Source organism: Streptomyces sp. NPDC012769 (assembly GCF_042901205.1).
GTDB lineage: Bacteria > Actinomycetota > Actinomycetes > Streptomycetales > Streptomycetaceae > Streptomyces.
The window spans coordinates 543593-556906 of record NZ_JBIBCP010000003.1 but is presented as its reverse complement, the minus strand read 5'-3'; the positions used below and the strand labels follow the sequence as shown (position 1 = coordinate 556906).

Here is a 13314-nt window from a genome sequence, read left to right as displayed (position 1 = left end):
CGGGTTGGGCGGTGGGCGAATCCGATGGCGCCGGAGCGGCCGGTAAATCCGATGGCACCGGCGGCCTTCGGACGACGAGACTGCTCGGGTGAACCCCCTGCCTCCGTCCTCCGGCCCGCCGCCCCTGCCGGACCCGCGCATGCGCGATGTCGTTCCCGACCACGAGGGCATGCGGGTCCTGGTCGCCGAGCTGGCCCTGCCGAGCGCCGGGTCGATGTACGTCACGAGCGCGTTGGACACCTGCCGCGAGCTCGTCCGGCACTCCTTCTTCCGGTACGAGTTCGCCACCGTGGCCGTGACGCATTCCCTGGTCGCCCTGGAGCACGTCCTCGTCGAGCGGCTCGCCGTCGACGCGCCTCTCCGGGAGCTGATCGAGCGGGCCGTGGACGCCGGGCTCATCGACGCCGGACTCGCCGCCGAGCTGGACCGCTGCCGACTGCTGCGCGAGCGGCTCGCGCGGGGCGCCGCGACCAGTGCCGCCGTCGGGCCCGAGAAGGCCGTCGCCATGCTGCGTACGGTCTTCGACGCCGTGGCCCTGCTCCTTCGTGAGCCGCCGGAGGGAGCGGAGCGGGCCGTCGGCCCGGCCGATGGACCGTCCGAGGACCGGCTCGCCCACCTCTGGGACGTACACCGGCGGGCGTCGTTTCCCGCGAGCTTCCGCGGCGTGGACATCGAGGGCGTGGAGCTGGTGCTCCTCGACGCCGATGTCGCCGGTCTCGTGCAGAGGGAGCTGCACGGCGGGCTCGACGACCGTGGCGTCGCCCTCCTGTGGAAGTGCGTCGCCGACCTCGACAAGATCCTGCCCCTGATCGACGAGGAGTACTGCGGCTCCTATTACGCGCGGCTGCGCGCGATGGCGGGACTCGCGGCGGCGCGCTCGGTTCCGAGCGCGACCTGACGCCGAGCGCGACCTGACCGGTCGGTTCCGGAGAACGCGCCCGAGGGCGGCGTACGCCGACGGGTGTCGGGGTACGCCGCCTCCGGGCGCGTCCGGCGTGTGCGGGCCGTGCGCCCGTCCGGGTTACTTCGGGTCGCGGTCGAAGACCGCCTTCGACCAGAAGTAGCCGAGCACGGCCAGAGCCACGCACCAGGCGACCGCGAGCCATCCGTTGTGCCCGATCTCGGTGCCGAGCAGCAGTCCCCGCAGGGTCTCGATGGCCGGCGTGAAGGGCTGGTACTCGGCGATCGGCTGGAACCAGCCCGGCATCGCGTCGACCGGGACGAAGGTGCTGGAGATGAGCGGGAGGAAGACCAGCGGCAGGGCGTTGTTGCTGGCGGCCTCGGCGCTGGGGCTGATCATGCCCATGCCGACCGCGATCCAGGTGAGCGCCAGGGCGAAGGCGGTGACGAGGCCGAAGGCCGCGATCCACTCCAGGACGGTGGCGTCCGTGGAGCGGAAGCCGATGGCCACGGCGACGGCGCCGACGAGGACCACGCTGATGACGGACTGCAGCACGCTGCCGATGACGTGCCCGATGAGCACGGAGCCGCGGTGGATCGCCATGGTGCGGAAGCGGGCGATGATGCCCTCGGTCATGTCGTTGGAGACGGACACCGCGGTGCCGATGGTGGTGCTGCCGATGGTCATCAGCACCAGGCCCGGGACGAGATAGGCGATGTACGCGGAGCGGTCGGCGCCGCCACCGCCGAGGCCCGCGCTCATCACGTCGCCGAAGATGTAGACGAACAGCAGCAGGAGCATGATCGGCGTGAGCAGCAGGTTCAGGGTGAGGGAGGGGTAGCGCCGCGCGTGGAGGAGGTTGCGGCGCAGCATCGTCGCGGAGTCGCGCACGGTGAGGGAGAGGGAGCTCATCGGGCATCTTCCTTGGGCTGGTGGGAGCGGTTCGGCACGGTGCTGCTGCCGGTCAGGGCGAAGAACACGTCGTCGAGGTCGGGGGTGTGCACGGTCAGCTCGTCCGCCTCGATGCCGGCCGAGTCCAGCCAGTCGAGGATGGAGCGCAGTTCGCGCTGGCTGCCGTCGCTGGGAAGTTGCAGCGCAAGCGCCTCGTCGTCCCGGGACGCCTCGCGGAGCGCGGAGGCGGCGTTCTGGTACGCGGCGGGGTCGGCGAACCGGAGTCGGACGTGGCCGCCGGGGATGAGCCGCTTGAGCTCCTCGGCGGTGCCCTCGGCGGCGATCCTGCCGTCGTTCAGCACGGCGATGCGGTCGGCGAGCTCGTCGGCCTCCTCCAGGTACTGCGTGGTGAGGAAGACGGTGACGCCGTCGGCGACCAGGCCCCGGATGATCTGCCACATGTTGTGCCGGCTGCGCGGGTCGAGTCCGGTGGTCGGTTCGTCGAGGAAGATGATCCGCGGGTCGCCGACCAGGGTCATGGCGATGTCGAGCCGACGCTTCATGCCGCCGGAGTAGGTGGAGGCGGGTTTCCTGGCCGCCTCGGTCAGGTCGAAGCGCCGGAGCAACTCGGCGGCGACCCGCCGTCCCTCACGCTTCGGCAGGTGGTGCAGGTCCGCCATCAGCCACATGTTCTCCTCACCGGTGATCAGGCCGTCGACGGCGGAGAACTGCCCGGTGACACCGATCGCGGCCCGCACCGCCTGCGGGGCGGTGGCGAGGTCGTGGCCCGCGACCCGGATCTGTCCCGCGTCGGCGGTGACGAGCGTGGAGAGGATCTTCACGGCGGTGGTCTTGCCGGCGCCGTTCGGGCCGAGCAGAGCGAAGACGGATCCCGTCGGGATGTGCAGGTCGATGCCGTCGAGCACGACCTTGTCGCCGTACGACTTGCGCAGACCGAGGGCGGAGATGGCGGCGGGCGTCGGCGAACCGACCGTGCCGCTGGACATGGGCATGACAGAAGAAGGCATGTGCCCTCCCGTTCGGAGGCTGGGGTGACTGGGGAAGGAGGGGAAGGGGAGAAGAGGCTCCGGGGCTTCCGGTGTCAGACCTTGGCGCGACGGATGTCGATGTTGCCGTGCCGGGTGCGGGCCCGGACCTTGACGGAACCGTCGGTCGTGTCCGGGGCCTCGGTGAGGTCGAGTCCGTTGCGCACCTGCCCGGAACCCGCGCTGACGTCGAGCCAGGCGGCCGTGCCCTCGCGGACGCCGACCTCGATGGCGCCGTAGTTGGTCTCCAACTGGACGGTGCCGCTCGCCACTTCACCGACGCGCAGGGTGCCGTGGGCGGTGGTGGCGGTGACCGAGTCCTCGGCGCGGCCGATCTCGATGTCGCCGTGGGCGCCGCTCACCTTGAGTTCACCGGTCACGGCGCCGACGGTCGTGGTGCCGTGGGAGTTCTTCAGGACGGCGGAGCCGTCGACGAGACCGACGCGCACGCTGCCGGAGCTGGTGGTGACCTCGGCCGGGCCGTCGACCCGGTCCACGGTGATCGATCCGTGCGACGCGGTCAGGTCGAGGGGGCCGGTGGTGTCGAAGCGGGCGTCGCCGGAGGAGGTCTTCACCCGGACCTCGCCGAGCGGCCCCTCGCCGAGCACCTGGGTCCACGCGCCGGTCAGGTCGATCCGCGAGCCCGCGGGCAGTTCGACCGTCACGTCGACCACGCCGGTGCGGCCGAACAGATTGGACTTGGGCGTCTTGACGGTCAGCAGCCCGCTCGCGTAGGAGACCTCGGTCTGACCGGCGGTCCGCACGTCCAGGTCCTTCTTCGGGTTGCGCGGCTGCACCTCGACGACGGTGTCGGTGCGGTCGCCCGCGACGAACTGGATGGAACCGGCCTCCACGCGTGCCGTGACGGAGATCGCTTCGGGAGTGTCGAAAGAAGGCATGGCTGTCCCGTCCTCTTGGGTCTTCAGGGCGTCCCCGCTGGTGGGACGTGGTGTGGGTGAAGTGGTCCGGGAGGGGCGCGACTAGCGCGCCCAGCCCGTGATGCTCTGCCCGACGGTCCGGGGCTTCTCGGCCGGGCGCGGCCGGCCGCCGCCCTCGACCGCGGCCGAGACGGCCCGTACGAGCCAGGCGTTGACCGAGAGGCCCTCGAGGCTCGCGGCCTCCTCGGCCCGGGCCTTGAGGTGGGCCGGCAGACGCAGGTTGACGCGGGCGGTGCCGCCCTCCTCGTCCTTGGTGAGCGTCGGGGCGGCGAGCGGTTCGGCGGGCCCGGTCGGCTCCAGGTGGCCGCCGCCCTCGCTGGGCGGCGGGGTCACCACGAAGTCGGGGTCGAGCCCGCGCAGCCGTACGTCGACCGAGCCGGGCGCGAGTTCACGGGTGATCTCGTCGGTCGCGGCGGAGAGCACGTTGAGCATGGTCAGCCGGGCCGCCGACTCCAGGGGAGCGGTCAGGCGCTCGGCCAGCTCGCGCGCTTCGTCGCCGCCGGCCTCGGCGGCCACCGCCAGTTCACGGCGGAGGGTCTCGACATACGGGGTGAGGTCCATGACGTCATCATGGCACCACTATGGCGCCACACGCAAGCCCCGATGACACACCCCTTCCCGGTCCCCGCCAGATCACCCTCCTGACCTGCACAAACACCCAACGGAAGTCGCGAGCCACTCTGGCATCACGCCGCCACATCCCTCGGTGATCTCGTCACGTGGCACCACATGGCGCCATGTGATGCCACATGACACCACGTGGAGCGCAGGGCCCCGCCTCCGTCCCCCTCGTCGGGCCCCGTGAAGCGGGCCACAGGTCCCTGACCGGGGCGATTATTCGCTCCGTCGGCCCAGCGAGAGCGGTCCCGGATGGCGCAGCTCGTACAACTGCGCCCTAGTGGTGAGGGACGCGCTCACTGCGCGTCATGGTCCCACCACGGTGGACCGCCTCACCGGTGTCCACGAACGGAGCACCACATCATGACCCCCGACCCCTTCGACAGGAATCCGGCGGACGACGGCACGGGGACCCGGGACACCACCCCAGGGCCCGCCCCTCATCCCTTTCCGGCCAGGCCTCCGGAGCACGTCCCGCCGCCCGTCCTGGACTCGCAGCCCATATCCCTGACCAGGCCGGCGTCCGCGGCCCAGCCGCCGCCCGCGCCTCCGCCGGAGCCGCCGCCGGCGCCTCCCGCGCCTCCGGTGCCGCCGCTGGACGAGCCCGCCGACCAGCAGGCACATCAGTCGGCCGCGCCGCAGACGGAGCAGCCGCTCGATCAGCCGACCGATCCGCCGGCCGCGCCGCAGACGGAGGCGCCGCAGACGGAGACGCCGCAGACGGAGACGCCGCTCGATCAGCCGACCGCCGCCGAGGTGGCGGCGACGGCGGCGGCCCTGGACGAGAACGGCGAGGAAGCCATCCGCACCCTGTTGTGGACGGCGGCGACCGAGCGGCCGGTACCGGAGGTCGCCGCGCTGGTGGCCCGCCTCAAGGAGACCGGCCAGCTGTCCAGCCCGGCCGACGTCGCGCTCCGCGCGGCCGCCGTGTCCCGTCCCCTCGACGAGGTGCGCCAGCTGGTCGCCCTGCTCAACGAGTCGGGCTACGACCTGCACCAGGCCGAGACCACCCTGCGTGCCGCGGCCGTCGGCCGGCCCATCGAGGACATCGTCGAGCTCGTCAACATCATCGGCGCCGACGGCAGCAGTTGGCGTGCTCTGGGCGGCGCGGACGCCGACGGGCAGCCGGCCGAACCCGACCGGAGCGGCACGCCCTCCCCGGAGGGGCAGCCGGTCCCGGCGGACGAGCCCTCCCAGAAGCGGCTGCGCGGCGCCCTGAAGTCGGCGAAGTCCCCGCTGGACCACGCCCTCGCGGCCGGTCCCGGCAGTCACGCCCCCTCCCCCGCGCTGCGTTCGGCGCTGCGCTGGCCGGCGGCGGCCGCGCTGTTCGCCTGCGGTCTGATCCACCTGCCGACGGACGTGGCGGACCTGCGCTCGGGTGGCAGCGCCTCCATGGTGGCCGTCGTGGTCACCGTGTTCTGCCTGCTCTGCGGGGTGTGGCTCGCGGTACGGGACAGTGCGAGCGCCTGGGCCGCGTCGGCGGCCGGCACCGTCGGGCTGATCGCCCTCCACGTGCTCGCGGGCGCGCGTACCGTCGACCTCCTGCAAAGCAGTCTCGGCTCACAGTTCGCGTGGGCCCAGGCCCTGGCGGTCCTGTGCGGGGCGGCCGTGATCGCCTTGGCGGCCGCGGCACTGCTCCGCCATACGAAGGCGACCGGGGCCGCCGACGGCACCTGATCTCCCGGCACGGCCCGTCAAGGGGTGGGGCTTCCTCGGAAGCCCCACCCCTTCGGCGTCTCCGGTCGCCCGGCGTGCTCGCCCGGTACGGGCCCGGGCGTATGCATGGACGCGGGACCGGCGGGCAGTCGCCGGGCGGTGGCCGGCCCCTCGGGCCCCCCGGTCCCGGCCGCCCGGCGCCGCCCGGCGCTCGCGAGAGAGGATCCGCCATGATGACTCCGAGACGCCACGCCGTCGGGGCGGCGTCGCCCCTGCGTACGGCCGCGCTCCTGGTCGGTCTCGTGTTCCTGGTGGTCGGTGTGCTGGGCTTCGTCCCGGGCGTGACCACGAACTACGACTCCATGACGTTCGCCGAACACCACTCGGGTGCCGAACTGTTCGGCATCTTCCAGGTGTCCGTGCTGCACAACATCGTGCATCTGCTCTTCGGCGTCGCCGGCATCGCCATGTCCCGGACCGCTCCCACGGCGCGCACCTTCCTGGTGGGCGGCGGGCTGATCTACCTCGCCCTGTGGCTGTACGGCCTGCTGATCGACCTGGACAGCGACGCCAACTTCGTCCCGGTCAACAGTCCCGACAACTGGCTCCACTTCGGCCTGGGTCTCGCGATGCTGCTGATGGGTCTGCTGCTCGCCCGTCCCCGCCGCGTGCGCGACTGAGGACCGGCGAACGGCCGGACCGACAGGCCGGGTCGCCTCTCGTCGATGAGCGAGAACACGAAGGTGGCCGGGCGCAGTCGATCGCGCCCGGCCACCCGCCCACCCCTCAGCCCCTTCTCCCGTCAGGTGCGGACAGAGGCGTCCATGTCGAACTCGCCGGCGCGCACACCGGCGCAGAAGGCGGCCCACTCGGCCGCCGTGAAGCGGAGATCTCCGCGTTCCGGCCACTCGGCGTCCCGCAGGGCGACGGCACCGCCGCCGAGTCGGGTCACCTCCACGCATCCCAGGTCGCCGCTCGCGCGGCTCTTCCACCACACGGCCTGGGCGAGGTTCTGCTCGTAGAGCGGTCGCTTGTCCATGTCGTTCTCTCCTCGGCCTGACTCCCACACGTGCTCGGACACTGGTTCTGACACCGCTGTCCAGTCCATCCGACGGGATACGGGCCCGCATCAGCCGGCGGGCAACCGGGTGAGCAGGGTGGCAGCCGAGCCGGGTGGCCACGGGGTCAGGCGAGGCCGGCGCTGCCGCGGTCGAGGGCGAGGTGGAACAGCCGGAGGGTGCCGGTGAGCTCGAACAGCCGGCGGACCTGATTGGTGAGCGGGCCGACGAGGACGAGCCGGCCCGGCCCGTAGTGGGCCTTGAGCAGCTCGTGGAGGAAGCTGGAGTCGCCGAAGGTGACGCGGGAGAGGTCGAGCAGGATCCGCTCCGCGCCGGCGTCCTGGGCGTCGGTGAGCGCCTGGTGCAGGGCGCGGACGGTGTCGCTGTCGAACTCTCCGGCCGCGCAGAGCAGCCATGTCGTCGCCGAGCCGGTGGTCTCGTGCCGGACGCGCGCGCACCCGTCCGGCGTCCGGTACGTCCGGCGGACGGAGGACAGGAAGACATCGGGGATGTCGGGGATGCCAGGAGTGCGGGGAGTGCCGTCTTCGGAGGGAGACCGCGGGTTCGTCATGGGCATCGGCTCCTCCATCCTCCGGGCGGAGCGGCAGGGGGAGGATTCTGGATGGGGTGGAGCGGGCGGGGCCGGTTCCGGCCCCTTCCAGTGTGCGCCGTGCCGTGGCCTCGCGTCAGCGGGGCGGATCGATGTGGGCGTGGATCGTCTTGCCGTGCGCGCCGCCTCGTACGCTCAGATCACGGGTCAGCCGCGCGACGATGCCCCAGCCGTAGCCCCCCTCCCCCAGAAGGGCGGGCTGCCGGGGCCGCGGCGGTTCGGGGCTGTCGTCGCTGACGTCGATGTCGATGCCGTCCGACCGCAGCGCCAGGTCCAGGGAACATGTGCCGCCCGCGTGCCGCACGGCGTTGGTCACCAGCTCGCTCACCACGATCAGGGCGTCGTCCTCCGCCGACCGGCTCACCCGGTCCCCCGCGCGCAGGGCCTCCTGCGTCAGGCGGTGCACCTCCTGCCGTGCCTGCGCCGCCGCATGCGGACCGTGGATGTCGCAGTGGCGTCGTAGCGAACCCCCCATGGTCTCCGACCTCCTCCTCGGGGCTCGTCCGCGCGCTGCCGCGGCTCCTCCCGGCCGTCCGGCTCCTCGGAGCGCGAGCGCGGTGTCCTGGGGTGCTTCTGCCCAGGGAAGCGCCCCGGATGCACGCGCCGCCGCCTCCGACGGCCGGCCGGTGGCGAAGCCGGGCGGTCAGCCGCCCGACCGCGCTCAGGGTGAGGGCGACCTCGGAGAACGGCATCAGCCACGGATGGGCGCACAGGCATGTTTTCGGCTGCCCGGGCGCGAGGGGGCCGGGGCCCGACAAGCCCGGAGTCCTGCTCCGTTCGGTGGCAAGGCGTGACGGCGGAGCCCACCGAGGGAACGTTTCTCCTGCCGGACGACACCGACCTCCGGCCCCGCCCCCGCCCTCACCCCCGCCCCGAGGAAGGCCGCATGTCCTCCGCCGCCCAGGACCCGAGCGACCACCACGACACCCCCGGCGACTCCGAGGCCGACGCCGTGCTGCGGCGGCTGCTGCGCCACCGCATCCTGCACATCGCCGCGCCGATCACCGACGAGACCGCCGCTCGCATCACCGCCCAGCTGCTGCTCCTGGACGCCGAGGACGACCGTCCCGTCACCCTCTACGTCAACTCGCTCGGCGGCTCACTGCCCGCCGGCATGGCGATCTACGACACCATGCAGCACATCGGCAGCGACGTCATCACCATCGGTCTCGGCTACTGCGCCTCGATGGCCCAGTTCCTCGTCGCCGCGGGGACCCCGGGCAAGCGGTACGCCCTGCCCAACACCCGGATGATGCTGCACCTGCCGTCCTTCGTCGACGCCGTCGCCGCCGACAGCGAGGGCACCCGGATCGACGAGCTGCACCACACGCGGAGCCGGATCACCGACCTCATCGCCCGCCACACCGGCCGCGACCCCGCGCACGTGGCCCGGGACTTCGCCGAGGACCGCTGGCTCACCCCCGAGGAAGCCAAGGAGTACGGCCTGATCGACGCCACGATGACCGGCTGACCCGGACGTCGGCGCGCCGCGCGGAACGGCTCACCGCACCCCGGGCAGACCGGCCGTCCGGGCCGCCTCGGCGAGGACCTCGCGCAGCATCGCCGGGGTGAGCCGGCCGGTGAACACATTGCGCTGGCTGACGTGGTAGCAGCCGAACAGTGTCAGCACGCCCCCCGTGGTCCCCGTGCCGTCCGTCGCCGACAGCGTCGTGCGCGCCCCGTGTCCGAACGCCGGGCGCGGGCGGGGCACGGTCCAGCCGGCGTCCGTCAGGGCCGCCAGCGTGGCCTGCCAGCCGAAGGCGCCCAGCGCGACGACGGCGCGCACGGTCGGTCGCAGGAGACGGAGCTCGCGGCTCAGCCAGGGCCGGCAGGTGTCGCGTTCGGCCGGTGTGGGGCGGTTGTCGGGCGGCGCGCAGTGCACGGGTGCGGTGACCCGCACCCCGTACAGTTCGAGCCCGTCGCCGGGGCGCACCGCGGTCGGCTGGGAGGCCAGACCGAGCTCGTACAGCGTGGCGTACAGCAGATCGCCGGCCCGGTCGCCGGTGAACATGCGGCCGGTCCGGTTCCCGCCGTGGGCGGCCGGAGCGAGGCCCGTGACCAGCAGCGGGGCGTCCGCGGGCCCGAAACCGGGCACGGGACGCGCCCAGTACTCCCAGTCCTGGAACGCGGGCCGTTTCACGCGTGCGGTCTCCTCCCGCCACGCCACGAGGCGCGGGCAGGCCCGGCACCGTGTCACCCGTTCGTCCAGCTCGGTCAGCGTGCGGGCGCCGGCGGCGGCGCGCTCGGGGTGGTGGTCCTGTGCGGCGCTCGACATGGTGTACCCCCGCTCTCCCGGGACGTCACTTCCCGTCGCTGGTACCCAGCGCCTGGAAGTCGAGCATGCCGTACACCTCGTGCACGTACGCGTTGGTCAGCCGCGGGTTGCGGTAATTGAGGGTCTTCTCGGCGACGACCGGCAGGTAGTGGGCGCCGTCGGTGACCTTGTGGTTGATGCGGCGGTAGAGCCGGATGACCTCGGCGGGGTCGGTCTCGGCCACCGCCCGGTCGAACAGGGCGTTGATCGCGGGGTCGTCGACCTGCGCGTAGTTGGTGCTCGCGGACGGGACGATGAGCCGGCCGTCGGCGAGGGGCTGCAGGAAACCGGAGCCGTGCGGGAAGTCGGAGCCCCAACCGAGCGCCAGCATGCCGTAGCCCTTGCTCCTGACCTGGTCGGGGGACCGGACGGTCTCGAAGAACTCCGTCCTGTCGAGCTGCTCGATCTCCACGGTGATGCCGACCGCCTTCAGTGCCTGCCGCAGCGCCTCGGCGGACTGGACGTCCTTGGTCCTGTTGCTGCTCACGGCGAGCTTGGTGGTGAAGCCTTCGGGCCGGCCGCAGGCCCGCAGTTCCTCTGCGGCCTTGTCACGGCGCGGTTTTCCGGCGGCCAGGGCGAACGGGTCGTAGGCGTCGGCACCGGGGAGGGTCGGCGGCAGCACATTGCCGTGCGGGGTGCCGGCGGTCGGGCCGCCCCGCGCGTACTGGAGGGCCTTGGTGTCGGTCGCGTACAGGACGGCCTTGCGGCAGTGCGCGTTGTCGAACGGCACGGTCTTCGACACGAGGCCGACCAGACGCACATAGCCGTTGTACGGGGCGTCCGCGTCGGCCTTGAGCTTCGCGTCCTGCATGACCTTGGCCGCGGCGCTCGGCGGCAGCCCGACCTGCCGGGCGTCGAGGTCCACGGTGCCGCTCCCGTCGAGGAGCCGGGCGGCCAGCTCCTCGGCATCCGTGGTGACGGTCAGCTCCACCCGGTCCGGCAGGGCCTTCCGCAGCGGGTCGCCGGCCCGGTCCCACTGCTCGTTGCGGACCAGGGTGAGCGACCGCCCCGGCGTGTACGAGTCGAACTTGTACGGGCCGGAGGAGACGGGCTTCATCGCGTAGCGATCGCCGTTGTCCCGCTCCCGCGGCACGGGGGCGGTCGCTCCCATGGCCAGGAGGTAGGGGAACCGCGAGTCCGGCTCGGCCAGCCGGAAGACGATCGTCCGGTCGTCCGGTGTCAGGACCGACTTCAGACCGGTCCCACCCGGACTCTTGTACGGGCCCGGGTAGCGCTGCCCCTGGTCGAGCACCTCGATCAGGTAGGTGGGGCCGCCCGTGACGACGTCCTGGGCGAAGACGCGCTCGATGCCGTACTTGACGTCCTTGGACGTGATCGGCGTCCCGTCCTCGAACCTCAGGCCGGTCCTCAGCCGGAGGGTGTAGGTCCTGCCGTCGGGCGAGACCTCCGGCGACCCCGCGGCCAGGTCGGGGACCAGGGTGTGCCCGGCCTTGCCCGGCTTGGCGTCGTACGTCAGGAGCGTGCGGGTGTAGAGGCGCTGGAGGTTCCAGACCCAGCCCTGGTACGAGCGGGCCGGGTCCCAGGAGTCGGCGTCGCCGCCGCTCCGCAGGCGGAGCGTGCCGCCCTTCCGGTCGGACGCGTTGGCGACGTCGCCCACGGCGGCGTCGAAGCCCGTGGCGACGCCCGTGCCGCTCGGGCCGCCGCCCTGGGTCTGCCGACCGGACGCGTCCTTGCCCTGGTTGACGAGGAGGGCGGTGATGCCGCCGGCGGTGACGAGGGCGGCCGCGAGCGCGATCGCCACGAGCCGGCGGATCCTTGCCCGGCCGGGCAGCGGCGCGGGACCCGAGGGGGCCGGGCGGGCGGTCCGGTGGGTGACGAGCACCGGCGCGGTGGCGGGCGAGGCGGGCGAGGCGGGCGAGGCGGGCGGAGCCTCGGGGACGGGAGGAGCGGCCGGCGGGGCCGATGCCGGCCCCGGGGCCTGCGCCGGGTCGGGCCGCTTGCTCAGCGAGATCCTGGGATCGGGCGCGGCCGCGGGTGCGGGCGAAGGCGGGACGTCAGGCGCGGGTAAGACTTCGGGCGCGGGTTCAGGATCGTGCGCGGGGTCGGACGCCGGTACGGAATCCGGGGAGGGCGTTACGGACTCGGGGGCGGGATCCGGCGCCGGTACGGGATCGGGGGCCGGTACGGAATCAAGGGCGGGATCCGGCGCCGGTACGGGATCGGGGGCCGGTACGGAATCAGGGGCGGGATCCGGCGCCGGTACGGGATCGGGGGCGGCTGTCGCCCGGGGCGTCAGGGCCAGGGCCACCGCCTCGGGCAGCCAGGCGGGCTCGTTCGGCAACCCGTCGGCGTACGTCTGGCCGCCCGTCTCGCCGAGCATCCGCGCGAACTCGGCCAGGAGTTCCGGGACGGTCGGCCGCCGGCCGGGGTCCTTGTCCAGGCACCGGTCGACGAAGTCCGTGCCCTCGGGCAGTCCCTTGAGGTCGGGCCGCTCGTAGACGGCGCGGAAGTTGACCGAGTGCGGGGAGCCGGTGCCGAAGGGGGCGGATCCGGTGCCCGCGAAGGCCAGGACCGCGCCCAGGGAGAAGACGTCACTGGCCGGGCCGACCGCGGCCCCGGTGATCTGCTCGGGCGACATGAATCCCGGCGTGCCGATCACCATGCCCGTCCGGGTGAGGACGCTCGCCTCCGAGGCGGTCGAGATGCCGAAGTCGATCACGCGCGGACCGTCGGCGGCCAGCAGCACGTTCGAAGGCTTGAGGTCCCGGTGGATGAGGCCCGCGCCGTGGATGGCCTCCAGGGCCTCGACCAGACCGGCGCCGAGCACGAGCAGCGGGGTGCGGGGCCACGCCCCGTGGGCACGGACCGCAGCGTCCAGCGGCATGCCGGGCACGTAGGCGGTGGCGAGCCAGGCGGGCGAGCCGTCGGGGTCGGCGTCGACGACGGCCGCGGTGAAGAAACCCGTCACGCGCCGGGCCAGCCGCACCTCCCGGGCGAAGCGGCGCCTGAAGTCGGGGTCGTCGGCCAGTTCGGCGCGCACGACCTTCACGGCGACCATCCGGCCGCTGGTGGAACGGCCCAGGTACACCCGGCCCATTCCGCCCGCCCCGAGACGCGCGAGGATCCGGTAGCGCCCCACCTGCCGCGGGTCCGCCGCCCCCAGCTCTTCCAACGCCGCCCCCTCCGGCAACCGGTGCCCCAGCCCCCGTCGTGCGCCCCCGGGGACCGTCCGGCGTCGATTACATCAGACCCCGGCGGCCCTGCGAGCCCCGTCTCCCCTGCTTCCCTGGCCTCTCCCGCCTCCCCCGCCTCGTGCGGCGC

13 protein-coding genes are annotated in these 13314 nt (G+C 73.1%); 4 read left to right on the top strand and 9 right to left on the bottom strand.

Going from position 1 to position 13314, the window contains the following annotated elements; translation table 11 throughout:
- Nucleotides 1-88: 88 nt before the first annotated feature.
- The gene (locus tag ACFY7C_RS17765; protein WP_389650813.1) at nucleotides 89-898 is read left to right on the top strand and encodes a hypothetical protein; all 810 of its coding nucleotides are present in this window, start codon (nucleotides 89-91) and stop codon (nucleotides 896-898) included.
- A 123-nt stretch (nucleotides 899-1021) separates the two neighbouring features.
- Here the strand turns inward: ACFY7C_RS17765 and ACFY7C_RS17760 are convergent, their stop codons facing one another.
- The 4 genes from ACFY7C_RS17760 to ACFY7C_RS17745 all read right to left on the bottom strand — a co-directional run bounded on the left by ACFY7C_RS17760 (nucleotide 1022) and on the right by ACFY7C_RS17745 (nucleotide 4337).
- A complete protein-coding gene (locus tag ACFY7C_RS17760) occupies nucleotides 1022-1813 on the bottom strand; it encodes an ABC transporter permease (protein ID WP_389650810.1) in 792 nt (263 codons plus the stop codon).
- Nucleotides 1810-2820: an ATP-binding cassette domain-containing protein gene (locus ACFY7C_RS17755; protein WP_389650807.1), complete on the bottom strand. Its 1011-nt coding sequence runs from the start codon at nucleotides 2818-2820 to the stop codon at nucleotides 1810-1812. The genes ACFY7C_RS17760 and ACFY7C_RS17755 overlap by 4 nt, the downstream gene beginning before the upstream one ends.
- 74 nt (nucleotides 2821-2894) lie before the next feature.
- Complete coding sequence (locus ACFY7C_RS17750; protein ID WP_389650804.1) at nucleotides 2895-3737, bottom strand: DUF4097 domain-containing protein; 843 nt, start codon at nucleotides 3735-3737, stop codon at nucleotides 2895-2897.
- An 81-nt stretch (nucleotides 3738-3818) separates the two neighbouring features.
- On the bottom strand, nucleotides 3819-4337 hold the full coding sequence (locus ACFY7C_RS17745) for a toxin-antitoxin system HicB family antitoxin (RefSeq protein WP_389650802.1): 519 nt from the start codon (nucleotides 4335-4337) through the stop codon (nucleotides 3819-3821).
- A 420-nt stretch (nucleotides 4338-4757) separates the two neighbouring features.
- Between ACFY7C_RS17745 and ACFY7C_RS17740 the strand changes: the two genes are divergently transcribed.
- A complete protein-coding gene (locus tag ACFY7C_RS17740; RefSeq protein ID WP_389650799.1) occupies nucleotides 4758-6071 on the top strand; it encodes a hypothetical protein in 1314 nt (437 codons plus the stop codon).
- 212 nt (nucleotides 6072-6283) lie between these two features.
- Nucleotides 6284-6730, top strand: a complete 447-nt coding sequence (locus ACFY7C_RS17735; RefSeq protein WP_389652721.1) for a DUF4383 domain-containing protein — start codon at nucleotides 6284-6286, stop codon at nucleotides 6728-6730.
- 122 nt (nucleotides 6731-6852) lie between these two features.
- Here the strand turns inward: ACFY7C_RS17735 and ACFY7C_RS17730 are convergent, their stop codons facing one another.
- The 3 genes from ACFY7C_RS17730 to ACFY7C_RS17720 form a co-directional block, all read right to left on the bottom strand.
- The gene (locus ACFY7C_RS17730; RefSeq protein ID WP_389650797.1) at nucleotides 6853-7089 is read right to left on the bottom strand and encodes a DUF397 domain-containing protein; all 237 of its coding nucleotides are present in this window, start codon (nucleotides 7087-7089) and stop codon (nucleotides 6853-6855) included.
- Nucleotides 7090-7235: 146 nt separating this feature from the next.
- The gene (locus tag ACFY7C_RS17725; RefSeq protein WP_389650794.1) at nucleotides 7236-7679 is read right to left on the bottom strand and encodes an STAS domain-containing protein; all 444 of its coding nucleotides are present in this window, start codon (nucleotides 7677-7679) and stop codon (nucleotides 7236-7238) included.
- A gap of 115 nt (nucleotides 7680-7794) precedes the next feature.
- Nucleotides 7795-8193, bottom strand: coding sequence for an ATP-binding protein (locus ACFY7C_RS17720; RefSeq protein WP_389650792.1), 399 nt, complete (start codon nucleotides 8191-8193; stop codon nucleotides 7795-7797).
- A gap of 411 nt (nucleotides 8194-8604) precedes the next feature.
- On the opposite strand from ACFY7C_RS17720, the gene ACFY7C_RS17715 reads away from it, so the two are divergent.
- Nucleotides 8605-9189 carry a ClpP family protease gene (locus ACFY7C_RS17715; protein WP_389650789.1) on the top strand — a complete coding sequence of 195 codons (585 nt, stop codon included), beginning with the start codon at nucleotides 8605-8607 and terminating at the stop codon, nucleotides 9187-9189.
- 30 nt (nucleotides 9190-9219) lie between these two features.
- Here ACFY7C_RS17715 and ACFY7C_RS17710 read toward each other — a convergent pair whose 3' ends face one another.
- On the bottom strand, nucleotides 9220-9993 hold the full coding sequence (locus ACFY7C_RS17710) for a uracil-DNA glycosylase (protein ID WP_389650786.1): 774 nt from the start codon (nucleotides 9991-9993) through the stop codon (nucleotides 9220-9222).
- A 25-nt stretch (nucleotides 9994-10018) separates the two neighbouring features.
- Entirely contained in the window at nucleotides 10019-13165 is a 3147-nt protein-coding gene (locus ACFY7C_RS17705; protein WP_389650783.1) for an ABC transporter substrate-binding protein, read from the bottom strand.
- Between the last annotated feature and the right edge of the window lie 149 nt (nucleotides 13166-13314).